The sequence below is a fragment of the Deinococcus detaillensis genome, assembly GCF_007280555.1.
Taxonomy (GTDB): Bacteria; Deinococcota; Deinococci; order Deinococcales; family Deinococcaceae; genus Deinococcus; species Deinococcus detaillensis.
The window spans coordinates 1-22,552 of the sequence record NZ_VKDB01000034.1 but is presented as its reverse complement, the minus strand read 5'-3'; the positions used below and the strand labels follow the sequence as shown (position 1 = coordinate 22,552).

Below are 22,552 nucleotides of genomic sequence, written 5' to 3'. Positions count from 1 at the left end.
TCGTTTGAAGTCAGCGGTATGGATTCTGCGGTTTGTCATGATGGTGCCTCCTATTGTCGAGGCTTATCTCCATCTACGCAAAACTGGGTCACCCTCACCTAGTGTTGAGGTTCGACTCTGATCTCGACTTGAAGCTCACGGCCAAGTTCAGATCAGCTCTCAGCTCAGTGGTGAGTCTACTCACCGCTGTAAAGTTCGTAGATACGCTGATCGCTCAGTCGTCACATGACTCCGCTGGAAGCTCCTTGCTCTGATCGGCTGCTAGTCGGCTTAGTGCTGTGGGTGGCCTGATGTTGCGTCCTGAGCCTGACCTCGACTTGGATCTCAGCTCCAAGCTCAGATCAGACCTCAGGTCCCAGTCGAGTGGATTCATCAAGACAAGTTTGCAGGTGAGCTTCTCGAGTCAGAAGCTCCATGACTCCACGAAAAGCTCCGTGCCTTAATCAGCGGCTGATTGCCCAGTAGACAAGGCCACCCGCCGGCCTTGCGCTGAGCAACTCTTGGTGGCGACGCTCGGTCCGGACCCGGTGGCAGACATGAGCTGACTCATCCTCTCTGAGATCGCAGCTACCCTGAGCGCTTACCATCCACATCGCCCGGAGAGCAGGTCCGCGCCAGAACTCGGCTGCTGACCGGCGTACGCTTGGTGTTTCGCTCCCCACCTCGGCTCGGAGCAGAGAAGATCTAGAGCTCGCGCGCCGCTCCCATTCGCCCAGTGTTCCCAAGTTGCACTGCAGCCGCAGTGTGTGGGACACGAGAAGAACACGCAGGTCAAAGCGCAGAAAGCAGGGGGCAGAAGGTAGAGGACAGAGTGCAGAAGCAGAAGCGTTCCCCGGCTACTCTCCACAGAAGCCTAGGTCAGTTGAAGTTTCTGCCCTGTATCTCTCATCTCTCTGCCTTGAGGGAGGTGCGCTATCACCGTGGTAAGAGATACTAGATAAACGGTGTCCAGACTTCAGCTCAGTTACGTCGTTGTTCCATCCCACGCTCTGCCCTCAGGGAGCATCTTCTGGACTTCTGAGAGTCCAGAAGATGCCTGGGTAGCCCTTCCTGCCGTCTGGGACGCAGCAGAACGTTGCTGGGAAGTTGAACTTCAGGTCACAGGACGACCCGACGTGACAGGTGCGGCAAAAGGCAACGGTTGGCGCAAGCTCGTCAGGGCAGATGCACCAAGTGGATTCCAGCTGGTGAGGTTCAACATGCACTACCGTCGATGGCGCACACCCACTGGAAGTTTCACCTCGCCACTTCCGAGTTACTTTGCTCCTGATGACGTGACATCCAGCCGCCGGGAGGGCCGCCCAGAGGGGACAGTAGCGACGGCAGACCTCCAAACTTTTCAGGAGGCAGCAAGGCATATCCTCCCTTCCGGCTCACTGCGCCGAAGCCTGCCTCTTAGTCTGCCCGCGTCTGAGCTGCTCCGGGTGGATGACCACTGGACTTCCCGGCGTCCAGTGGTCATCCCTGAACATCTTGCAATCGATGAACTGTACCTTGCTGGCCACCGGGCGGGCCAGCGTTATTCTGGATTTTGGACAGTCATCACTGATAACAGTGACACTCGGCGGCCGCTGGGTCAGCGGGTGTTGGGCCTGTGCCGTGGCCGTGAGCCAGCGGAAATCCGGCCGATGTTGCGCGAAGTGTTGGGATGGTACGGACACAAAGTCCAAGCCGAGCGACCTCGACTTAGCAGTTTTGCGATGGACATGTGGTCGCCCTTTCGTGACGCGGTGTTAGAGGTGTTGCCACAGGCGCCGATCGTTTTTGACCGCTTCCACTTCCAGCGTCACCTCACTGCGGCCCACCAAGCGGCCCTGGAGTGGTGCCAAGAGGATCTCGAACAGTGGCAGTGGAGCGCCGTGAAGAGCTGCAAAGGACAGCCCTGTACATGCGGGCAAAGGCGGCGCTGTCAGCAGTATCAGTGGACACAACGCCTCCACACGCACTTGAATACGCTGTGGATTCTGGATTCTGAGACAGCTGTGAACCGGTTTTTTCGTGATCTGGAAAACCTCTGGGAAACGGTCAAGGACAAGGCGTGGCGCGAACCCTACAGCAAAGTGGACTACCTGATGAATATCTGGCAGGAGGAAGTCTGGGAAGCCGCACTGTTACGCAGTCAAGGTCATACCCTTCGAGGGACCGGGCGGGCTGAGCGGATCAACCGGGAAATCCGGCGGCTTATCGCTCTGTATCGTCTGATGCCTCTGGAGCGGTCGCTGGAACGCCTCATGTCCCTCCTGCACACTTCCCCCGCTGAGCACCGCGAGATCCTGGCGGTTCCACCCGCCGATCAACTCGTGTGCCCTAGGTGTGGTGCTGGTGGAACAGACGTGCGGCCGGCGGCAGATGCAACACCCATCAAGGTGAGGCACCTGCCGCGTGGGCTGGACCGGGTCGTGCTTCTGTTGCCGAGCAGGATCGACTGTCCGAGTTGTGGGAGCACACAACTTCAGCCACAGGTCGCCAGGGCCCTCGAGACCTGGTTGCGGGAGCCGGCGCTTCTTGCCTTGTCGGCCGCGATGCTGCACCGGCTGACGGGTGTGCCGGTCAAGCAGCTGAGGCGACGCCAACAGCAAGCCCCCGCGCCTCAGCTCCCTTTAGATCTGATCTGGTCTGAGGTTGTGGTGTACAGCGAGTTGCGCACAGCCACCCGGGCCTGGCTCGTGCTGTCGGTACCGTCCGGTGCGGTCGTTGATATCCGGTGTGTTGATATCCGGTCCCCCTCACCGCACGTCCGTGTGGCTAAGGGTCCAAGGGAGCTGCACGTCCGTGTGGCGGAAGCTGCAAGGGAGCTGCTGCTGCAACACGAGCCGCCGACAGGCTACGAAACCATTGTGCTGACGACGCAAACTGGAGAGTTGAAGACGGAGTTGTGGCCTTGGCTGAGCAGGAACAAAGTGGTACTGAAACCGTTCGTCGCGCGTGGTCTGGTGGTCAAGTTCTGTAAGCAGGCAAAGAACCAACTCAAGGAGTTGAAGATCAATCTTGGGAAGCTGGAGAGTGACTGGCTGAAGCCGGACGCTTTCGCTGCACCCCTCACCGAAGTGCAAAGTTCCGACATGTGGCGTGAAGTACAACGGCATGACCCTGATCTGGCGCGTGTCATCACTGAACTGCGTCAGATGGATGCAGCTCTAAGCAGCAAGAGTCTTTCGGCACTGAAACAGGTGTTCGAGCAGAAGTCCGAGGATGATTCGCCTGGGAGCGATTTACGCCAGCAGATGTGGGCTGCCTGGTGGGTTTGGAAATCGGCCCTCCTGGCCAGTGTCACTCAGCCTTTGCCTCCTCTTGGTTACGAGCCGCATCTGATGCGTAGGATCAGGTCACATCTACAGACATCGCCGGCACTGGACGCGGAGCGGCAACGCCGGCGACTGCTACGCATCCTTAGAGAGGAGGCCCTCCTCTCTAAGGATGCGCGCGTGCGTCAGGAAGCCCGGCGCAAACGGCTTTGACCCAGACGACAGATATTTAGGGCAGCGTTCCTGTGGGCGTCGCCTTCCCAACCGCACGCGTAGCAGTGCATGTGACTGCCGTCGCGTTCAGTCATGCGGGATCCGCACTGGCACTGCTGGCTCGTGTATCTGGGATCCACCCGAGTGAACGGGATGCCGGCGTTACGCAGCTGCTGCGGTAACCAGCACTGGTGCCAATCCACGACAGCAGACGCCCGAGCACGGCTGACGAAGCGTTTGAAGGAGTCTTTTTCACGCAGACCGCTGAAGGTCAACGCTTCTACCGCGACGTATCCAGCACTCCGTATCAGTTCATCGGTGAGCAAGTCGAGTCCTTGTCCCGCGAGGAGAGACTCGACGACTTCGACCACGTCAGGCCTGAACCCGTTCATCTGCCGAACCTGATTTTCGTCTGGACCCTGAGTCGCGAGGAAGCGGTCACCTATCACCGCAGTTGCCAGAGGCTGCAAACCAATGTCCACGCCCGCGGCTGCACGTCTGCCTTGCGGCGTCCAGCCGCCAGCCGTCTCGAAACAGAGTGAGAGCAGCCAGTCGTGGCCCTGCTGGATCAAGCGCGTCTCACTGGGCTTCCAGACGCAGCTCGGAAGACTCAGGCGGGACAGAGCATCTGCGGGCGTCTGTGCAGCGGCCCCTACGACCGCACCGGCCCCCATGCCCACCAGGGTGAGGAGCCGACTGATGTCGCGCTGACGTTCGAACTGACCGTGGGAGCCTGTGACCAGGGCCGCGAACGCCTCACCGGGCAGTTGATGGATGTTGGCCTGGATGACGGTCTGCCCCATGGCGAACGACCGGTCATCGAGGGCAGCCTGATCGGTCGCCTGCCCACCTGCCAGTTGCCACAACTGGCCCTGGCCACCACCGCTACGGTACCCTTCTGCCCGCTTGAACTGGTTTTGCTCCATAGCCTGCCCAATATCTGCGTAGCCGGGCCGCAAGACTCTTACGTTGTAAGTGTTGATGTTGCTGTTGCTGTTTTTCTTGTTGTACATAGTGTCTCCTTGACACCAGTACTTTCTCTTCACCCTCCCTGCCTGTCTTTGCTTTAGAAAAGTTTTTAGAGGTTATTTGGAAAACTATGGACTTGGAACTTGACGACCACGTAGCGCTTCCTCCAACTGGCCGCCACTTTGATTCACTGGCTTCGCTTTCCGCCTGAGCTGTAAGTCAGCCCGGTAGAACCGGTTGTGTCACTCCGAGTTGTGAAACCACGATGCCTTTAGTCCGTTCGCAGAGTCAGGAGCACCGATATGATGCTCGGCCTGTTGATCGACAGAGCCAAGTCGCGCCCTAAGGGAGAACTTGTTGCCCTCTTGTCAGTCACCCGCCGAAGGACCTGGAGGAGTCGAACGATCCAGCCTCTGGTGCGGTTACGCCCAGAGCGTCTCGGTGGACCATGAGCACGACTGATTTCACTGGTTGAAGACCGCATGGAACGCTGGTGCGTCACCACTGAACCAGAGCTTCACATGCAGAACTCGCTGCGCCGCGTCGGAGACTGTGCGCCTCAACAGGAACGCTGGCGTTCCTGGCTGAACGTTCAGTGCTTCAGCTTCCTGAACGTTCAAACTCACGGCCTGAAGGTCCTGCTGAACGTGAGAGAGCGTCAGGCCCAAGGAGATGAGCACCTCGTAGAGACTGTCGGCAGTCATATGGTTGAAAAACGCGTCCGGGATCAGGGCCGCACTGATGAACCAGTGCTCCACCATCAGCGGTCGTCCGGCGGCCCAGCGTTGCCGACGCAGCGTCAGCACCGGAGCGTGTTCAGGGAGGTCCAGCAGCGCACCAACCTCAGGCGTGGCTTGCGTCGTCTGAACACTCAACACCACCGTGCGCCGCTCAGTGGTCTCGGCCCATCGGCCGAACTCCGGCGACTCGAAGAACCCTGGGTAGAAGCGCCGGCCTGTGGGATAACTCCCACGGCCCTGTTCCCGCCGCAGGCTGCCCTCCTTTTCCAGTTCGTCCATGGCCCGCCGCAGGGTCATCCGGGCCACGCCCAGCTCTTCTGCCAGCTCAGGCTCTGTGGGCAGAGGCAGATCTACCGGATAATAGTTGGAGACGATTCTCTCTTTCAGCACGTTTTTGATGTCGATGTACTTGGCCACATGCTCCTTTTGTATCTGGGAACGTGCCAGATCATTGCTGCGGTGCCTAGCGTGTCGGCTCATGACACCTCCGGCCCACAGCTGCACCTTACGTGGTGTGAACGTCGATGGTCTCGATTTCAGTCACCCGTTCTGTCCGGCGAAAGCTGTTAACCTCGTCGACCACTTTGCGCAGCAGCGATTCCAGGCCCTGAGGCGGATTACCTTGGTGCAGCGTCAGGCTCCAGCGGCGCAGGTTGGTTCCGCGCTGACGGATGACCACGATCGCGGTGGCCGCGCAGCCGAAGTGCAGGTTGACCGCTCGCCGCAAGTACTGTTCCAGATCATCGGAGTTGCGGGCGTCTCCGGCGAAGGCCCGCAGGAAGACGGGCGTGGAAGCCGGCTCAAGGCCCTGAGGCCGCGTCACCCGGAAGTTCATCACGGCCGTTCCCTTGCTGCGGTTGCACTCCGCGCACAGCAGTTGCAGGTTTTCGACGTCGTGCGTGCCGCCCAGGTAACGCGGGCGGATGTGGTCGACTTGCAGGCGCTGGCCCTCCCGGTGGCAGCACAGGCACCAGCGGTCACGATTCTTGACGGCCGCCTTGATTTCGCTGGGAACTTCCGGCGACTCGGGTAGTTCGCCGACCTGGCCGAGTTCGGGAGAGGCCACCTCCTGCGGCCGGTTCAGACGCTGGTTGACGCTGTGATCGAACTGCTGCTTGAGCAGGGTGTAGGTCGGGTAGAGGGTCTGCCACAGCCGGTCTGATCGGGCGTACTCGGCTCTCAGGGTCTGGTCGATCTGCACCATCCCCAGTCCCTGTTCGAATGCCAGCTTCCCAGCCAGCATGTCTACATCGTAGAGTTCCCGATCCTCAAACGCCGTCAGGGCTGGCCAGACTCCGTTCAAAGCAGCGTGTCGCAGCACGGCCATCAAGTCCTGATCGAGCCGGGTCAGCCGCTCACCCTCGGGAAAGAACCGGCGGGTCCAGTCCGCGACAAGGTCGCGCTCTTCCGGTGTGACGATCAGATCGGCGAAACTGTCGATTGAATCGAGCGCCACTTCCTGAAACAGGGCCTGGTACCCGGCCAGATCCTGGTCGAAGACCGGGATCAGCTGTCGCACCGTCTCGATGTCGTCCTGCTGTTCCTGGGCTTCACCGTCTTCGACCGCCGCGTCGAAGCTGATCGCGTACCAGCCGACGGGCAGCAGCGAGAGGAAGGGAACCGTATTGACTTCACCGCTGTTCAGTTCCCGTGCCAGACGCGACACCAGGTCGCCGCTGAGGTACTGAACGTTCAGGCGCTGACGGTCAGGAGAGTCGCCCTCTTCGGTGCCTCCCTCGACCAGGTCGTCCCAGCGTGCCCAGTTGACGTGCTGTTTCCACTGGTCGATGAAGGCCACCACGTTGGCTTCATCGGTTCCCCCGAACTGCGGGCCCCGCAAGGCCCGCCCGATCATCTGGGTCAGCAGAATCCGGCTGGTGGTCTGGCGGGTCAGGAACACCGTCTGCACGCCCGGCACGTCGGTGCCCTCAGTCAACATCCGGATGTTGACAATCACGTCGAGGTGGCCGTCCTTGAAGCGCTCGAGCACGGCGGCGTTGTCCGTCTGGGTTCGCGCGTTGCGGCCCTCAGTGGTGCCTGGGTCATGGTCTTGTTGGGTGTAGATGGCGTCGGCACGCACGCCCTGATCCCGCAGTAGGGTCACCAGGGCATCGCACTGGTACCAGCGGTCGGCAAAGATGATGGTGCGTCCGTAGCGCTCCCGGTGCTCGAGGTAACGCTGAACGATCAGCGCATTGCGGCCCGCGTTCTGCGCTAGGTGCCGCACGACCTTCTCCGGGATATCCCGGTGTGTTGAGGTCCAAGCGCGAAACTCCGCTGCGTCCAGTTGCGGCTCGACCTGCGTCAGGGCCTCCTCGATGCGTGGCCGGGAGAGAATCCGCTGCGCCATCAAACGCTGGGGACTGACCTGGTACAGGATGCCCTGCGGGAACAGCTGTTTGAGCCAGCCTTTGCGGCGCTCATCGGAGTAGTCCGGCGTGGCGGTCAGGCCCAGCAAGCTGAGGTCCGGCACGGCGGACCTCAAGGCCTCGATCATTTTCCGGTAACTGTTCGCTGGGGCGTGGTGACACTCGTCGAAGATCACCGTCAGGCCAGAGCTCTGAGCTTCCTTTAGAAAAGCGTTCAGGCCCCGCTGCCGACCATCCTTCAAAGCTCTGGCGAGGCTCTGCAAGGTGATGATCAGTACGTCGTCGCTGCCGCTGATCTGATTGACCCGGCCATGTTCCGGCGTTCCAGAGACCGTGCGCAGAGTGAGCTGAGTCCGCTGGCCCTGCACGTGGCCCACTTCGTAGCCGCCGGTCAGGTTGACCCGTCCGAAGCCGTGGGCTGCTTGGTCGAGCAGGTGGTGGGTATGGGCCAGCCAGATCACCTTGTGGCCTTGCGAGAGCGGCAGGGTGGTCAGGAAACGCTGGGCTGTGAAGGTCTTTCCACCGCCGGTCGGCAAGACCAGGATGCCGCCGTGAACTGGCGCTCTTTCCCCAAACCAGCTGCGGAGTTTGCTGAGCGCCTGGGCCTGATGGCTGGCTGGCTGCTTCTGCGAAGGATTGCGGCGGGCCTCAGCGAGTGGGTACAGGATGGAAGAGCGCAGGGTGGGTGACATCAAAACCTCGGCGTCGTAAGCGAGTGTCGGGATGAGGCGGAGGTTTTTTCTTCTGCCTGAACGGATGAGCGCGCGAGATCGGTCAGCTTCGATAGGTCAGGCAAGATCATGAATCAAGGTAGCGCGGGGAGCCGCGATCTTGGCGCTTCTGGCCATATTGCTTGCACCAGAGGTTGTCGATTTGAGAACAGTCATGAGGCTCGACCTCATGTGCCGCGCACCATGAGCGATGTGGACGCCTGTTCCATCGTTTATCACGTCTCAGGCGACTGAGTCGCTCGCGGCATTCCTTGCAGGCCGGACGCACGATGGAGTCGAGTCACTCCAGTCCCAGTCCCCCTCTACTGAAGTCGGCGCGCATCTGAGTAGGACGTTTCTAACCTGCGTGGGCTGCCATTGTTTGCCCATGACCGTGCAGTGTCCCTCAGCGTTCAGGCGCGCGGCGATCTTCTGCAACGACATGCCCTGTCCCCTGAGAAGCTGGATGTAGCCGCTGACCAACTTGTAGACATCAATCGCCCGCTGCCGCCTAACCTGTGCGCCGCGCAACCTCGCTTCCGGCGTGAGATTCCCTGGCGTGCCGAGTTTGACGCCCCGCGCCCTGGCGGCCTGGAGTGCATCCCTCGTGCGTGTCGAGATCATCTTGGCTTCCTGTTCGGCCACGGCGGCGAGGATGTGCACCGTCAGCGAGTCCACCTCCGGGAGGTCGACGGCGGTGAACTTGACCTTGCTCTCCATCAATCCCGACACGAAGTGAACGTTCCTCGCGAGCCGGTCGAGCTTGGCGATCAGCAACTCAGCACCTTCCCGTCTGGCCTGTTCGAGGGCGCGGGCGAGCTCAGGTCGGTGGCGCTTGTTGGTGCCGGTTTCGACTTCGGTGAAAGAGGCGGTGACCTCGTATCCGCGCGACCGGGCGAAGATGGCGACGTTGGCTTGCTGGGCTTCGAGGCCGAGACCGGAGGCAGCTTGTTTTTGTCTGGAGACGCGGTAGTAAGCGATGGCGTGCATGAACTGGCCAAGTATAAAGATCCTCGAACGGGCGTTCGAGAACCTTTATGTCAGCCGAGTCGGAGTGACTGAGGCCCAATATCTTGCCCTCACTTAGCGGTTGACTGAGTGTCAGCGCTTCGTGCTCACACTTGCAAGTCAGGTTGCAGTGCACCAGGAGGGAAACAAGATGTTTCTGAGAGACTTGAGCAGCTTTCTCATCTATTCTCTCATCTTGTGGTATTATGTCAACGGCGTAACGTACCTGTTCTGGAGGCTCCAGACGCGTTGCGCAGTTCGGAGGTTGGATGATACTGACTGCTCAAGCTCTCAAGCAGGCTCAAGTTCATATGCCGTTCCAGGTCAAGTGCAGCAAAGGCCCCGTCACCCTTGGCGAGATGTGCCAAGTGACGAGTTTCACGTTGTTCGACTCTCGTGTGGCCTGCGACCTGTGCGGCAGATCGCATCAGCCAGAGCGCCAAGTGAGGTTCGACACTGCCACTGGCGAGGTGCGCGCCGGGCTGACCTGCCTTCACCAGGTTTCCGGTATCACGGCAACCAGGATGGACAAGGCCGTGGACGGTCAGATAGGTCTGGCAGTGCGCGTGCGCAACATGCTTAGCCGTTCTAAGGGCGTCCCTACGAGTTTCAAGAACAGTCTGGAGACCTTGGACCATCTCCTGACCGAAGCGCGCACCATCCTCGAAGGCGTTCTACAGGGATCCCGAATACTGGATGAGATCACCGCTATCCGTGAGGACATCAACACGAAGGCCCTCGAAGATAGGCAAGTGAAACGCCTGCACGAACTCATGGACTTTCTGGCTTACCTGAGCGACGCCCAGGATGATCCTGAGCGTCACCAGGCGAGAGTTCAGGCCCTGCGTTTAGACCCAGCGGCCCGGACGGAGGTTCAGCAGCTGGTCACTGCCCTGAGCAGTGTTTCTCTTGATCGTCCTGAAACTCTGACGCCCCGGCAGGTCCAGCAGGTGAAAGAAGCACTTCAAGAACTTGTCAAGTTTCAACTGCCCAGTCTCCACACACCGGAAGTTGATCCGAAGGATTTTCCCACCGAAGCCGCTTATCTGGAGGCTCTTGAGTCCCACTATCAGCTCAAGGTTTACAAGGGTGAGGAACTTCGCGGGAATCTGCAAGCGCAGTACGACATGGTTCACTTCGACAACGACCGTTACCCCTTTGACGAGGGAGATCTGCTGGGTGGCTTGACTCTTCCGTGCGTTGTGCCGGTGTACAAACACCCGGCCATCGACCGCATCAATCCTGATGGCAGGAGAGCGCGTGACTTCCTGTCGCTCCGGCACCACATCAAGGAGGTCAGTTTTTACCCCAGCGGACGCAACCAGCTATGCGAAGTCCGTACCGACAAGCCCGACAAACGGCGAGATAAGCACGGTAGAGCGCGCTTGGCGAGAACGGAGAAGCGCAAGACTGTTACTTGCTGGTTCATCGCTTACTGGGTGCCCGATCCATGGCAACCGGTCTTCTCAGTCTGGAAGGCTCATGGCGGCCGGGAAGCACTGCTGAAGTTCCCAGTCTGGAGGTAAGCAATGAATGGGATGGAAGAGAAGCTTCTCTTCCATCCCATTCATCTCCGTAGTGCGTGGTAACGGGTTTCCCTAGATACGCCCGGCCCCCGCGTAAGCATCACCTTCCTCTCCTGCCATGTCGCCAGCCGCACGTAACGGTGCGGTTTAGCCGGCGTCGCCTGATTGAGTAGCTCGAAGGTTGTATGTGTACTGACTAACTTGTACACATACAAGTTAGTCAGTACACAAGTTGATCTGTATACCAACCGACGGATACACTAACCAGATATGAGCAGACTGCTGATCTCGCTGGCCTCGTTGAAAGGTGGCGTTGGCAAGACGACCTCCGCCATCCACATCGCTGGCTGTCTCACTGAGCGCCTCGGCGCGGGTGTGGCCGTCGTCGACCGTGACCGAACCCGCAGCGCCACCAGCTGGAGCCGGGGCAGCAAGCTGCCTTTTTTCGTGGGCACCCAGGACGCTGTCTTCAAGCGCGCCGACGAGTTCACCACCCTGGTCATCGACTCACGCGGCGGTCTGGAGAACGACGAGCTGCAGGAGATGGCCGAGGCTTCCGATTTCCTGCTGTTACCGACCAACGTGGAGTACATGAGCCTGGACGCGATGGCCCAGACCGCCGAAGCCTTGGGCGACTTAGGGCACCAGGCGTTTGGCGTGCTGTTCACTATGGCCAAGCCAGGCAAGCGTTTGGACACGGCCCGCACTGTACTTGAGGAACTCGGTCTTCCCGTCATGGCCGCCACTGTCCGGGTATCTGACGCTTTCAAAGACGCCAGCGAGCAGTCCGTGCTGGTGCGTGATGTGAAGACCAACAAACTCGCCCGCAGTTGCTGGGAGGACTACCTTGCCGTCACTGAAGAGTTATTTCAGCGGATGGAGCAGAGCCGATGAGCCTCAAGGACCTCAAGAACGCCGCCAAGACACGCCGTCAGGAAACGTTGCCCGATGTCCCGGCAGCCGCAGAAGATGGCCGCGAAGCTCTCGCGGCTCCTGTGCCGACGGACGGACGCACCAAGATGCTGGGTGCGCGGGTGCCCCTGGCCGTACACCGGGAGTTTCAGGGACAGTTATTTCGTGCCCAGGAGCGCCACCCGGATCTGACTACCCAGGCAGCCATGCCGGTTCTCATCGGGTTGTTGCGGGACGAGACGGTCTGGCGGAAGTTTATGGAGGCGCTGGAGCAGGACTGAACGGCCGACGTCAGCTCTTCGGATTCAGCGCCTGAAAACGTGAGCGCTGTGCCACGCCAGAGCTTCAGGATCGGGCCAGATCCACTCGTCGGTGGGCAAGATCAAAGCCGTTCCCAGTTCGAGGCGCAACTGCCCGCCCTGGCCAGTCAGCGTGAGGGCACTTAGCCGTGGTCTTACAGCCGATGGATGCCCGCTGCTGTTCAGCGTAGAGGATGAGAAACGCCGCGCCTCCAACGAGTTTTTCGCTGAAAAGATTTTGAGCATCTTGATAGTTGAGCAGACAGGCCAAAGACGTGATGATCTCCTCTCACTTGGCGTCAAGGCAGCCTAGAACCTTCCGGGCTAATGGACTCAACGAGAACACTTTATTTTCGATGGTGTCGATCCCATTTCTTGAGTTCCTTCAGCATCTTTTTTGGATTGTTTTCCAGATCCTCCCAGTGTGCTGCCCGCCGCGCTTCTGCCTGCTCTCTGTACATGTCGTACATGTCTTCTGGCGTTTTACCTGGGTTCATAACCTGCCAGAAGGACGGTTGAAGGTCAACCTCTGTAGGCGGTGAGAGAGAACAGGTAGAGGGTATGCTTTGGAGCGCCGCAATCTCTGCACGAGCTCGACGGTTATGCTCGTCGATCAACGAGTTGTAATCATCTGCCCCGGCACCGTAGGTGGGTGGAGTGTCTGCATGGCCATCATCAGAGTTCACTTGCGCCGCCAGGAAATCGGGTCTGCGGCGGTTGCCATTTACATGAACGCCTCGATTGTCTCGGGAGCGTTTGACAGTATCTACTTGAGGTTTGAGGTCGCTCGATGTGCTGTGTGTGATGTTGGTTGGAGCCTGCGGGATGCTTGCTTGGGTGGCAGAGGTGTCCGCCTCAGGTGTCGTCGTGCTTGCTTTGCGATTGTCGATAGCCCGCGCCTTTTTCTCCGCGAGAGTAGTGAAGATCCCATCGGCGAGGGCGGCTGCTTTGCGCACGCCAGTACCTAGTATGGTTTTCAGAGGCGGCATGCTTGAGAGTACAGCAGAGTGCACTTCAGTCGTACACACTCTCACCTTAGCTCCGGTACGACTCGTAGACGTGGGCGCAAACAGCAGTCACTGACTGCTCGTATGCTGGCGTGGTGAACACCGCCGGCGACTCATCGAGATCCTTGCGGATGGCCTGCCGCACCCGTGCGCGCACCTGCTGCTTGCGCCAGTCCAGCACCAGGTGATCGGCTTTCAGTCGGTAGAGTAGCCGGCGCGCCACCGACTGAAAGCCGATCACGCTCCCCTTCGGACGGCTCGTGACCTGCGACCCAGCGTGCCGGCCGTGCTCAGCGCCTCGTGGATCGCGTCGAGACTCTGCCAGTCAAGCTCCTGCTGGATGGAAAGGCAGGTCTCTCGACGAGGCGAGCCTCGCTGAACTCATGCACGGGCGGCTTTACAGGCTTGACGCAGGACAGCCAGAAGTTGTGGAGCCTGCCCGGCGGAGGTCAGTTTGACGATGAAGTTGTCAGGCATCCATCCGCTCAGAGCGCCACCCTCATTTTGCCTGCCGAAGCCCTGCAAGTCTTGAAACTCGCTGTAGGCACGCCGCACAGCGACACTCAGGTCGCCCCGGTTGTACCAGACCCGCGCAAAGTCCTGGTCCCCCAGGAAAATCCGGTCTAGGCCCGAGTGTTCCTCGACACGCAACTCTGGCCCCAGCACAGGTACCTCCTGCCGGATGAGCTGGCGCAACTTGCGAACCTCAGGTTCAAAGTACCGCTGTCCCTGATCCCTCTGAGCCAGGACAGCACCGATGAGCGGAAGGGCCGCCTGGGCATCCTGTGCCGCGTGGACGGTGAAAGTCATGACTTCACCCGACCCCTCTGTCCAGCCGGCTTTGAGATCAGCAGGCAATTCGTCAGGCGCGACAGGGTTCAGAGTCAGTCGGTAGGCCCCCTCGCGCACGCTGCCCGACATCAGCATGGGACGCGGGCCATAGCCGACGTAGTAACGGGTAGGGCTGGGCACGAGCCGCGCGTCCAGCCCGATGAGCGCCTGCTCCAGCGCCGCGATGGCCTGCTGCCTCTCCATGGTCAGGGCCGCGATGTAGGCTTGGATGTTTTCGCCCCCGATCTCCCCCTCTACCGCCTGAGAGGTTCCAGCCGAGGCAGAAGTGCTCTGACGAGCCAGTTGATGCTCCAGAGCCTGGCGTACCAGCGCTCCGAAGGCTTCAAGGTCGGTGGACTCTCCGACCACCACCTCCACCTTTCCCGAACTGGGACGCCCGTTGCCTGAGACGTCGCGCCCGAGCCCTGTGGGATCATGCTCCGCAAGCTTTTCAGGCGGAAGGTGCAGCCAGCACTTAAGAGTGTTATGGGCGGGCAGCGGCTGAACATCGCAGAAGTTCGTTCCAGCCTTGTAAGCCACATATTCCTTGAGAGGCACCTGGGTGATGGACACGTCCATCTCGACTCCAAAACCCAGAAGCTGGTCCTGAACTGTCTTGAACAGCTGTTTCAAAGTCACGCTGCTGCTCTCCAGATGTCGCTCAACCGTCGGCGTTTTATCGCGCTCACGTCCTTCCTTGCGCAACTGAGCCATCTCGGCTGCCTCAAACTTCGGGAACGGAAAGAGCGTAAGTGCTGCCTTGGCGAGACGTTGCCCCCGAGCTTCGATCTCAGTTGCGTTCCACTCTGACTTATCGCACAGCTCGTGCGTGAGGACCAATCGGCTGAACTTGTAGCCTTTCGGCTGCGCCGACTCCTCGGTATCTCCAGCCTTGATCGGCAGGGTTTTTTTGTCCTCGAAGGAGCGGTCCCCGAGCTCGCTGTTGTAGGCCGTCAGGGTCAGGTTCCCCAGAGTGTGAACCAGCCGAGTCTGGATCTCGCGCCAGTCGTCCTCGCCCAGCGCCTTCCGCCATGGAGCACTGAGGTTGCTGTTCTGCGGCAGGATGTGCTCGATGGTCAGCACACCTCCAAACTTCTCCTCAGTGTTGCGGCTCCGCTCCAGACTCATCAGCAAGGCCTTACAGACCGCCTTCTTGTAGAGCGGCACCACCTGAAGTTGCTGCAAGAACGCCTCATCACTGGGAAAGCCGTCGTGGTTTCCATCCTGGAAGCGCACCAACGCCTCCTCGAGTGACCGGACGTAGTCATTCTCCTTACGCAAGTCCCTTCCCAGGGTGGCAAACAGACGGTTGAGCGGTGAGGATCGCTCGCCGGTGACGGCGCGGCGTACCAGGAAGGACTCGACCACCCGCAACGCAGCAATAAGTTCCGCGTCGGACTTCAGGAAGCCCCGGCCCCGGTCCTCCAGCAGTTCCAGAACAAACGGGGCGACGACCCGGACGCGCAGGCCGGCAAGGTCGAGAAGCGCCTGCTTAATTTCAGAACTCTTCGCCAGAGGCGTTTCGACGACACTCTCCGACAGCTCCGGGTTCAGCATGAACACATAGGCACGCGAGAGCCGTTCGAGGTCGGCGGCCAGCACACGGATATGCTGATCCTTCGGTTGACCCTGCCGGTACTCCTTGAACACCGCGTACACGTCGCCCTCGTTGGGCAACGACCGGGTACGCAGGGTCAGGAAGTCTCGCAGGAAGCGGTCGAAGGCGTCCTCTTCCACCTGCGCGAAGCGGCGTTCCAGCTTCTGCCAGAAGTCCTGGCTCAGATCGCGCTGCTCAGACTCGGTCAGTCCCATCAGGACGTTGTTCCGGACCAGGTCGGCTTGCGTGAGCGCCTTGCCGGTGCTGTTCAGGCTCTCAAAGATGGAACCGAGATCATCGATTCCCTCGGTGAGGGTGATCCGGACGACCTCCAACCTGTTGAGTCCCCGCCAGACCGCCGCCACGTCTACTCCTGGTTCTGCAAAGCGCTCCCGGAAGAACTCAGCGCCCCGGATTACCTCCTCCGCTACCATCGCGGGCTTCTCGGTGCCTGATAGCACATGCTTCAGCGTCGCTTGGTCACTGTGGCTGAGCGTGAGCTTGTACAGGTCGTTCCCGGTCTGAGCAGGGTTGAACAGGTACTTGTTGCGCACGTCATCTTCGGTGTAACCCAGCTTCTGCGCGTCCAGCGGCTTGGATTTCAGATGCTTTGCCAGCATCTCAAGAAGCAGGATCACGGTGGTCACGCGCTGTTGCCCGTCGATCAGGCGTGAACTTCGCAGCTGCCCCTCGCCCATCTCAGTGTCAGGCTTGGTCTGGACTACTGGTCCAGTGAAGTGAGGGCGGCTGTCTGGAGCTGCTGCGGCCCGCAAGATGTCGCGCCAGAGCTGCCAGCGCTGCTTATCCTTCCAAGAGTAGCGGCGCTGATAGAGCGGGATCACGAACTGCTGGTCTGCACCCGCCAGCATGCTCATCAGCCGAACTTCGCCTGCCTTCACGCCACCGCCCCTTCAAACGTCTGCTTTGTGCCGTCCACCGGCTCTAGGACTGGCGTGCTGTACTCGGTGCGCAGGTTGCCAGCGGCGGGCCACAGTCGGCGTTCGATCTCGGTGATATTCACTGGCATCAGTCTGTCTCCTTGGCAAATACGTGTGTTGCAGAATACGCTGGGTGTCGTCTCTGGGCGGCGCGGTGCCGCTGGGCCTGAGCAACCTGAGCCGTTATGCGGCCGGGACCAGCAGACACCTACCTGCCAAGCCGCTACGGTTTCCAGGCGAGCGTAGAGTCAATCCTCTTCCAGCCGTTTCGCCGCCTCGCCCAGTCCGACCTCACTCAGGCGTGTCAGCAACTGCGCCGTGTCGTAGGGTGGCTTGCGAAAGCTCGCCCGCAGCTTTTCCACCGCCGCGCGTCCAGCAGCAGGTTCGGCGTCCAGCAACCGGCACAGCAGTGCGTCGGGCGTCAGCGCCTCAAGGCCGTGTGAAGTCAGCACTTGCGCCGGAAAGTGCTTCAGGTTCTGCGTGACGATCAGTTCCGCTTCAGTGTGAACGGCGGCAGCCAGCACATGCCGGTCATCCGGGTCAGGCAGGCTCAGGGTGGCGATCAGTGGCTCAAAGCCTTCAACCTCAGCGTCCGGCAGCGCCAGTTGCATCTGCTGGCGAGTGCGTGCCAGCCGCTCGGGTGTCAAGTCTGGCCGGTCTTCTAGCAGATTGCGGGTCCACTCATCATGGATCTGTGCCGTCCAACGCGCAGCCACCAGCCCTTCAGTGCCAAGGTGCATCAGCAGATTACGAATCAGCGACGGATAAAGCACGCTGGCGTCGTACACCGCCACCGGACGTGGGAGGGCGAGGTCGGTCAATCCAGACCCATCTCCTGCAAGTCATCGGCCAGGGCTTGCAAGGCGTCTTCCCGGGTCTGCTTGAGCCGCGTCCGGTAGGCCAGCACATCTTCCAAATGCAGGCGGCGGCGCGGGCCGACTTTACGATGCGGCAGTGCCCCAGCTTCCACCAGCTTGACCAAGTACGGACGGCTGACCCCCAGCAGTTCGGCGGCCTGCTGGGTGCTGACTTCACGCTCCAGCGCCACCACCTGCACGGCCCGGCCAGCCGCGAGCTGGCTGAGCACCTCATCCAGCAGTTCGGCGAGCCGGGGCGAGGCGGCGCTGGGCACATTGCGGAGCTGCTCAAGCTGACGTTGTGCGGCCTGGGTATCTGCCAGCGTCGGCAAAAAAGGTGTGATCATCGGTAACCTCCGCCCTCAGTGTACACGTTGAACGAAACGAACGAAACGATGAGAGTGCTTGGGATATTCTGCTCTGGCCCGGATGCCTAACAACATCGCCTGTTCTCCCTACCAAGGTCATAGATGCGCTGCAGGATGGCGTGATTCAGGTCGCCGGTCATGCGCTCAAGATATCTCCTGTACGCGCAACAGGCAGTTTTAGTTCCGGTGGGATGGCAAACCTGATAGACATGAGGGCATGCCCAGAAAACTTGCCGTCCGCAGGATCCAGCACAGTGAACTGACGTACTTCCAGCCTCTCTTCGAGCGCATCAAAACCGATGCCGAGGCCGTGGGAAGAAAGGGCAGCAAGCAGAAAGCCATCAACCTTGACAAGGCCGTTCTGATCGATATGTTCTATCCGATGCTGGCATCCGCCAGGAATGGTGAGTTTGGCATCGTGCTGAACGTTTTCGGGCCGGACGACAGCCGCCTGCAGTCCGTTGGGCGGAAAATCTCCAAGCCAAAGGCGAAGAAGGAAAGCGACAGCAAGAACTGGAGACTGCACGGCGCGACTATCCGCAACCCGCTGAGCGACCCTGACCGGTACGACGTGATCGAGGCAAACGACTTTCTCGTCATGGAGTTCTTCGACGCGCCGGACGGTACACCGGGCATCGTCAACCTGCAGGTGATGAGCAGGAGCTTGGCTACAGTGGCAGGGATCACTGCAGATCTCGACGACCTGTTTCGAAACCGCCTGAACATGGTGGCCATCTCCGAGAGCACGATGGCTAATCTGTGCGCCCGGACGGCCCTACTGAAGGTTGATCCTCTGTCGGTGTTCAGCGAAGAGGAGACACTAATCGAAGCGGCACTCACAGGCGACCCTGTCGCTGTCGAGCGGGTCCTCCGGCGGCGCAGGATCGTCACGCGTCAGCAGGTGCTCGACCGACAACGCGCTGGTGATGAAAACGGCCTGACCGGCGAGGCCCTGGTCTTCACTTGGCTCGACGCAGAAAAAGCAGCCGGGCGAATCACAGACTTCACGCATGACTCGACGGTGAATGCTGTCCAGCCTCACGACTTCACCATACTGTCCGCGGACAGTACGACGTACATCGATGCAAAGACGACCAGCGGCCGGCACGTGGACCCGTTCCACATGTCCGGAGGCGAACTCATCTTCGCTGCCACCTCAGCAGAGGAGTACCGGATCTACCGCGTTTCCGAGGTCACCAGTACATCCGGAGTACTCCGGGTCAGCTCAGACGCCCGGCCCCTCGCCAGGACAGTGGCTGAGATTCTGGACACCCTGCCGGAAGGCATACGCAGCACCTCGGTGACCATCAGACCAGGCCTGCTTGAGTGGAGTGAGCCCGTACCGGTCAGCCTGCCGCCTCAGCCACCGGAAGCGTAGGTGCCGGCGACGGTGCCAGTCGGCTCACTTCCTTCCAGCCACACACGCACCCGGCTGGCCAGCTCTGTCTCACTGATCCGGCCCTTCCCTTTGAGAGCGCATTCCCATACCGTGAGAACACGCCAGTTTGTCTCCAGGAGGCGGGTCTCGACTTCAGCATCACGCTCGGCATTCCGGCCGAGCTTCGTTCTCCAGAACTCCTCCCGGCTTTTCGGCCATTTGAACAGCGGGCAGCCGTGCATGTGCCAGAAGCAGCCGTGTACGAACAGCACGGCCCGGTACCTTGGAAAGACCAGATCGGGCTTTCCAGGCAGGTCGCGCACCTGAAGGCGGTACCGCAGTCCTGAGGCATGCAGTACCCGGCGAACCGTCAGCTCTGGTTTCGTGTCCTGACTCCGGATGCGTGTCATGTTCAGGTGACGCTGCTCCGGAGTCAGGACGTCTGTGGTCATGCCGTCTGCGCAACCAGAACCCGTTCTTCTGCCGCTCCCACCATGTGTGCCGCGCCCGCTGTAATAGCCGCCATGATCTTCTCGGCGATCGCCTTCGACATCAGCGGTGGCACGGCGTTGCCGATCTGTTTGAAGGCCGGGTTCATGGTTCCGCGAAACACGAAGCCGTCGGGGAAGCTCTGCAGTCTAGCTGCCTCGCGCACGCTGATAGTGCGGGCCTGCGCGCTGTCCGGGTGGATATGGCTGTAGCCGTCCTTGCCGAGGTGAGCGAGCAGCGTGCGCGCGGGCGCGTCGCCCTCCATCTTCCGCCACTTATTCGGGAACTTTCCAGGGTCATATGGAGGGATCATGCTGCTGCGCAGCTCGTGCCACAAGTCACTGTCCTGCTTTATCGGGCGGCCTTCGTCTTCCAGTGCCATGAGTTTCTCGCGGAACAGGTCATGCGCGTGCTTCAGTGCCTCCGGGTACTGATCGCCAGGGTTCATCCTGCGGAAGATCATGTAGTCACGTGGCAGGGAGCGGATGGCGTGGTCACGCACACCGCCGGGAGTCTCGAAACCTTTCCAGGTACGCATCAGCTGCACATACGGAGTGGGCCTGACGTCTTTGCGGTACGGCATCACCGGGCCGTCGAAGCGTCTGGCTCCCCGGCTCATTTCGCCGGTCAGGTGTTCAGTGATCACCGGCAGGTCGCCGATGGCCTCGCCGGTCGTGATGGCATCAGCCGGATCCTGAACGGTTCTCGGAGCATCTACGTAGTGATGGTCGGTGCTTTCGCCGAACAGGTCGCCAGCCACATTCAACACCTTCAGAGCAACCTGCCTGCTACCTTCATACCCAATAGGCAGGTCAATATCATGCGTCGCCTTCGGAAACACCACCGGCTGGCCCAGCTCCTGACGGTAGGCGACGAGGAACATCCGCTCGCGCATCTGCGGGACTCCGTAGAACGCCGCGTTCAGCAGGGTGTAGGCGACCGTGTAGCCAGCCTCATCAAGCGCCTCAGCCATCACCTCGGCGACGTTCACGCCACGCTGGTTCATGATGTCCGGCACGTTCTCCATCAACAGTGCCAGCGGCTGGCAGGCCGTGACATACGCGAGATACTTCTCGAACAGGCTGGCCCGGTGGTCATGCAGGAAGGCTTCCGGGTGCTCAGCGATCTCGCGCAGCTTTGAGCGGCCGACGCGGGCGTAGGCCTGACAGGGCGGCCCGCCGACGAGTACATCGAAAGCTTCGCTGACCGGCCCAAGGCCGAGCGCGTCCGCCAGCTGCTGCGGCATGGTCTCAGTGATATCGCGTGCCACAGCGTGCTCGGGACTTCCTGGGTGAAAGTTGTGTCCGTGCGTGGCTGCAGCGTGTGCATCAATTTCGAGGTTCGCGGCGATCCTGAACCCGGCAGCGTGAAAACCCAGGCTGATACCGCCTGCTCCCGAGAAGATGTCCAGCACGCGAGGCCTAGCACCATCGGCAATCCGGAGTGCCTTGCTCAGATAGGTCATGTCAGCCATTTTAACTCCTGTCGTCCGCACCACGCTTCGACGATCTCGCCACGTTCAGCGGCGTTGAGTCCTTGGAAGGTGTTCATGGTGTCGCTGCTGGCGCGGATGGGACGGTTCCGGTGAAGACGCCCTGTAGTAAGGGCTTCCGATGAAGTCGCTGACACACACAAGACGCCGCTTCCAACTACTTGAAGCTACTCACCGTGCGAGATCGTAACGTCCGACGGTTTTCCCCGTATACTGACGACATCCCGGCGGTCACCGAGTACTCGACCAACGGGAACACCCCCCGCGCAGGTAGAAGCCTGTTGTTCGCAGAGGGTGTCCGTCCAGAAAGTTTCGAATCGTTTCGTGTCCGCCAAGACACGAGGCCTTCGCCTACGCCCTACTTTACCCGTAGGGACGCTCCCGGTCAAGAATCCGGGCAGGTTGGCAGACTTGAGGTTTTTGCCCGGAGTCCCCCGTGACTGTCCCAACTGACGCACAGCCCACCCTTGAGACCCGCTTCACTGACGCCCGCGAGCAACTCAAAGTCTGCACCGATGCTTACGGCGTAGCGCAGGTGCTCCTCAACTTGCTCGGCATCGACCGCTGCGAGGCGTATCAGGCCCTGCCGGCTATGAATCCACGCACCCTGCGCCGGGTGACTGAGGCCCTGCCAGCTGTCACTGTCCCGGATGGTGTCCACATGTATTTGTCAGCAGTACAAAAACAAAAAGAACAAGTACATGCGGACACCATCGAAATTGCTGTCCCGGACAGCGAGCAGGCGGCTCCCGAGTTGCTGCTGCCGGAGGAGCTGCAGCCCGTGGTCGCGGCGGCGGTGGCGGCGCGAGTCAGTCCGGTGACTGCCTTGAAGGCCGTCGTGAAGTACCGCAACTCGGTTGAACTGGTCACCCAGCGGCTGCGGGACATGAAGCGCCTGGCGCAGCACACCATCATCAACAACCCAGGCGGCTTTTTTACGCACCTGATGCGCCAGAACAAGGACGTCGAGTTGCCCGGCGTCGAGCTGGCCAACGAGCCGATCCTGCGTGCAGCGAAGGAACAGAAACCGCCGGTCAAGCCGTTGGAAGTTGGAGATTTGGTGAAGCTGTACAACGCCCTGTGCCGGGTGGTCCGGGTGGGTAAGGCCCGCAGCGACATCGAGCACCCAGACGGATACGAGATGGGCGAGAGCAACGACCGCCTGCTGGTGTGCCGGGCGTTGGCCATCAGCTGAGGAGCGGGTGCGCATCACCCAGCAACTCGTTGAAGCTGGCGCAAGCGTCCAGGTCGAGGTGGTGATCCGTGCGCAGGCACCGCACGGCCTGGAAACCTATCAGCAGCAGGCTCTGCTTTAGAAGCGCGAAGTCTTGGGCTGACGGCTGCACTGGAGTAGTCGGGTGAGGTGCGCGATCACCCATGCCTGGCCTAGCGAATGAGCTCACGTCTGACTTCACTCGAAGTTTCGAGCTTGACCTGGGCACCCTGATCGGCTGCTGGTCCGTGGAGTAGATGAGTTCACTCATCCGCTTGGTCTTAAGAGTTTCCTTGGGCTTGCCCCGATTTTGCGTAGTTGAGGTTAAGCGGCTGTAGATTGGCGTTCGAAGTCGGCGGGTGTCAAGTAGCCTAGAGACGAGTGGCGGCGC

18 protein-coding genes are annotated in these 22,552 nt (G+C 60.5%); 6 read left to right on the top strand and 12 right to left on the bottom strand.

The features are described 5' to 3' along the window. Nucleotides 1-1,199 precede the first annotated feature (1,199 nt). Nucleotides 1,200-3,458: a transposase gene (locus tag FNU79_RS17185; protein ID WP_225430146.1), complete on the top strand. Its 2,259-nt coding sequence runs from the start codon at nucleotides 1,200-1,202 to the stop codon at nucleotides 3,456-3,458. Here FNU79_RS17185 and FNU79_RS17180 read toward each other — a convergent pair. From FNU79_RS17180 to FNU79_RS17165, 4 genes are all read right to left on the bottom strand, one after another. Then, the gene (locus FNU79_RS17180; RefSeq protein WP_143722021.1) at nucleotides 3,431-4,471 is read right to left on the bottom strand and encodes a zinc ribbon domain-containing protein; all 1,041 of its coding nucleotides are present in this window, start codon (nucleotides 4,469-4,471) and stop codon (nucleotides 3,431-3,433) included. The two genes, FNU79_RS17185 and FNU79_RS17180, sit on opposite strands and share 28 nt — an antisense overlap. A gap of 420 nt (nucleotides 4,472-4,891) precedes the next feature. Then, nucleotides 4,892-5,584, bottom strand: coding sequence for a GntR family transcriptional regulator (locus FNU79_RS17175; RefSeq protein WP_185974780.1), 693 nt, complete (start codon nucleotides 5,582-5,584; stop codon nucleotides 4,892-4,894). Between the two features lie 88 nt (nucleotides 5,585-5,672). Next, nucleotides 5,673-8,228, bottom strand: coding sequence for a DEAD/DEAH box helicase family protein (locus FNU79_RS17170; protein ID WP_143722019.1), 2,556 nt, complete (start codon nucleotides 8,226-8,228; stop codon nucleotides 5,673-5,675). A 261-nt stretch (nucleotides 8,229-8,489) separates the two neighbouring features. Further along, nucleotides 8,490-9,236 carry a recombinase family protein gene (locus FNU79_RS17165; protein ID WP_143722018.1) on the bottom strand — a complete coding sequence of 249 codons (747 nt, stop codon included), beginning with the start codon at nucleotides 9,234-9,236 and terminating at the stop codon, nucleotides 8,490-8,492. Between the two features lie 287 nt (nucleotides 9,237-9,523). Between FNU79_RS17165 and FNU79_RS17160 the strand changes: the two genes are divergently transcribed. From FNU79_RS17160 to FNU79_RS17150, 3 genes are all read left to right on the top strand, one after another. After that, a complete protein-coding gene (locus FNU79_RS17160) occupies nucleotides 9,524-10,780 on the top strand; it encodes a hypothetical protein (RefSeq protein ID WP_143722017.1) in 1,257 nt (418 codons plus the stop codon). Nucleotides 10,781-11,050: 270 nt separating this feature from the next. After that, the gene (locus FNU79_RS17155; protein WP_143722016.1) at nucleotides 11,051-11,674 is read left to right on the top strand and encodes a ParA family protein; all 624 of its coding nucleotides are present in this window, start codon (nucleotides 11,051-11,053) and stop codon (nucleotides 11,672-11,674) included. Further along, nucleotides 11,671-11,973 carry a hypothetical protein gene (locus FNU79_RS17150; protein ID WP_143722015.1) on the top strand — a complete coding sequence of 101 codons (303 nt, stop codon included), beginning with the start codon at nucleotides 11,671-11,673 and terminating at the stop codon, nucleotides 11,971-11,973. Before FNU79_RS17155 ends, FNU79_RS17150 begins: the two co-directional genes overlap by 4 nt. A 365-nt stretch (nucleotides 11,974-12,338) precedes the next feature. Here the strand turns inward: FNU79_RS17150 and FNU79_RS17145 are convergent, their stop codons facing one another. The 6 genes from FNU79_RS17145 to FNU79_RS17125 all read right to left on the bottom strand — a co-directional run bounded on the left by FNU79_RS17145 (nucleotide 12,339) and on the right by FNU79_RS17125 (nucleotide 17,568). Next, a complete protein-coding gene (locus FNU79_RS17145) occupies nucleotides 12,339-12,980 on the bottom strand; it encodes a hypothetical protein (protein ID WP_143722014.1) in 642 nt (213 codons plus the stop codon). Nucleotides 12,981-13,026: 46 nt separating this feature from the next. Next, nucleotides 13,027-13,239, bottom strand: a complete 213-nt coding sequence (locus FNU79_RS17140; protein WP_143722013.1) for a hypothetical protein — start codon at nucleotides 13,237-13,239, stop codon at nucleotides 13,027-13,029. A gap of 140 nt (nucleotides 13,240-13,379) precedes the next feature. Further along, entirely contained in the window at nucleotides 13,380-16,325 is a 2,946-nt protein-coding gene (locus FNU79_RS17135) for a DUF262 and DUF1524 domain-containing protein (protein ID WP_143722012.1), read from the bottom strand. Next, the gene (locus tag FNU79_RS19690; RefSeq protein ID WP_263862377.1) at nucleotides 16,322-16,447 is read right to left on the bottom strand and encodes a hypothetical protein; all 126 of its coding nucleotides are present in this window, start codon (nucleotides 16,445-16,447) and stop codon (nucleotides 16,322-16,324) included. Before FNU79_RS19690 ends, FNU79_RS17135 begins: the two co-directional genes overlap by 4 nt. Before the next feature lie 165 nt (nucleotides 16,448-16,612). Next, nucleotides 16,613-17,185: a PIN domain-containing protein gene (locus FNU79_RS17130; RefSeq protein ID WP_185974779.1), complete on the bottom strand. Its 573-nt coding sequence runs from the start codon at nucleotides 17,183-17,185 to the stop codon at nucleotides 16,613-16,615. Beyond that, nucleotides 17,182-17,568 carry an excisionase family DNA-binding protein gene (locus FNU79_RS17125; protein WP_143722011.1) on the bottom strand — a complete coding sequence of 129 codons (387 nt, stop codon included), beginning with the start codon at nucleotides 17,566-17,568 and terminating at the stop codon, nucleotides 17,182-17,184. Before FNU79_RS17125 ends, FNU79_RS17130 begins: the two co-directional genes overlap by 4 nt. A 238-nt stretch (nucleotides 17,569-17,806) precedes the next feature. Between FNU79_RS17125 and FNU79_RS17120 the strand changes: the two genes are divergently transcribed. Further along, entirely contained in the window at nucleotides 17,807-18,967 is a 1,161-nt protein-coding gene (locus FNU79_RS17120; protein WP_143722010.1) for a protein NO VEIN domain-containing protein, read from the top strand. On the opposite strand, the gene FNU79_RS17115 is transcribed toward FNU79_RS17120, so the two are convergent. Both FNU79_RS17115 and FNU79_RS17110 read right to left on the bottom strand, forming a co-directional pair. Next, a complete protein-coding gene (locus FNU79_RS17115) occupies nucleotides 18,949-19,419 on the bottom strand; it encodes a very short patch repair endonuclease (RefSeq protein WP_143722009.1) in 471 nt (156 codons plus the stop codon). The two genes, FNU79_RS17120 and FNU79_RS17115, sit on opposite strands and share 19 nt — an antisense overlap. Further along, nucleotides 19,416-20,921, bottom strand: coding sequence for a DNA cytosine methyltransferase (locus tag FNU79_RS17110; protein ID WP_225430145.1), 1,506 nt, complete (start codon nucleotides 20,919-20,921; stop codon nucleotides 19,416-19,418). The genes FNU79_RS17115 and FNU79_RS17110 overlap by 4 nt, the downstream gene beginning before the upstream one ends. A gap of 463 nt (nucleotides 20,922-21,384) precedes the next feature. Between FNU79_RS17110 and FNU79_RS17105 the strand changes: the two genes are divergently transcribed. Further along, nucleotides 21,385-22,143: a hypothetical protein gene (locus FNU79_RS17105; RefSeq protein WP_143722007.1), complete on the top strand. Its 759-nt coding sequence runs from the start codon at nucleotides 21,385-21,387 to the stop codon at nucleotides 22,141-22,143. The last annotated feature ends 409 nt before the right edge of the window (nucleotides 22,144-22,552 follow it).

Bases quoted from the DNA above. Each gene is read 5' to 3' on its own strand.
- FNU79_RS17185 (WP_225430146.1), top strand. From the start codon at position 1,200: ATGCACTACCGTCGATGGCGCACACCCACTGGAAGTTTCACCTCGCCA.
- FNU79_RS17180 (WP_143722021.1), bottom strand. From the start codon at position 4,471: ATGTACAACAAGAAAAACAGCAACAGCAACATCAACACTTACAACGTA.
- FNU79_RS17170 (WP_143722019.1), bottom strand. From the start codon at position 8,228: ATGTCACCCACCCTGCGCTCTTCCATCCTGTACCCACTCGCTGAGGCC.
- FNU79_RS17165 (WP_143722018.1), bottom strand. From the start codon at position 9,236: ATGCACGCCATCGCTTACTACCGCGTCTCCAGACAAAAACAAGCTGCC.
- FNU79_RS17160 (WP_143722017.1), top strand. From the start codon at position 9,524: ATGATACTGACTGCTCAAGCTCTCAAGCAGGCTCAAGTTCATATGCCG.
- FNU79_RS17155 (WP_143722016.1), top strand. From the start codon at position 11,051: ATGAGCAGACTGCTGATCTCGCTGGCCTCGTTGAAAGGTGGCGTTGGC.
- FNU79_RS17150 (WP_143722015.1), top strand. From the start codon at position 11,671: ATGAGCCTCAAGGACCTCAAGAACGCCGCCAAGACACGCCGTCAGGAA.
- FNU79_RS17145 (WP_143722014.1), bottom strand. From the start codon at position 12,980: ATGCCGCCTCTGAAAACCATACTAGGTACTGGCGTGCGCAAAGCAGCC.
- FNU79_RS17125 (WP_143722011.1), bottom strand. From the start codon at position 17,568: ATGATCACACCTTTTTTGCCGACGCTGGCAGATACCCAGGCCGCACAA.
- FNU79_RS17120 (WP_143722010.1), top strand. From the start codon at position 17,807: ATGCCCAGAAAACTTGCCGTCCGCAGGATCCAGCACAGTGAACTGACG.
- FNU79_RS17115 (WP_143722009.1), bottom strand. From the start codon at position 19,419: ATGACCACAGACGTCCTGACTCCGGAGCAGCGTCACCTGAACATGACA.
- FNU79_RS17110 (WP_225430145.1), bottom strand. From the start codon at position 20,921: ATGACCTATCTGAGCAAGGCACTCCGGATTGCCGATGGTGCTAGGCCT.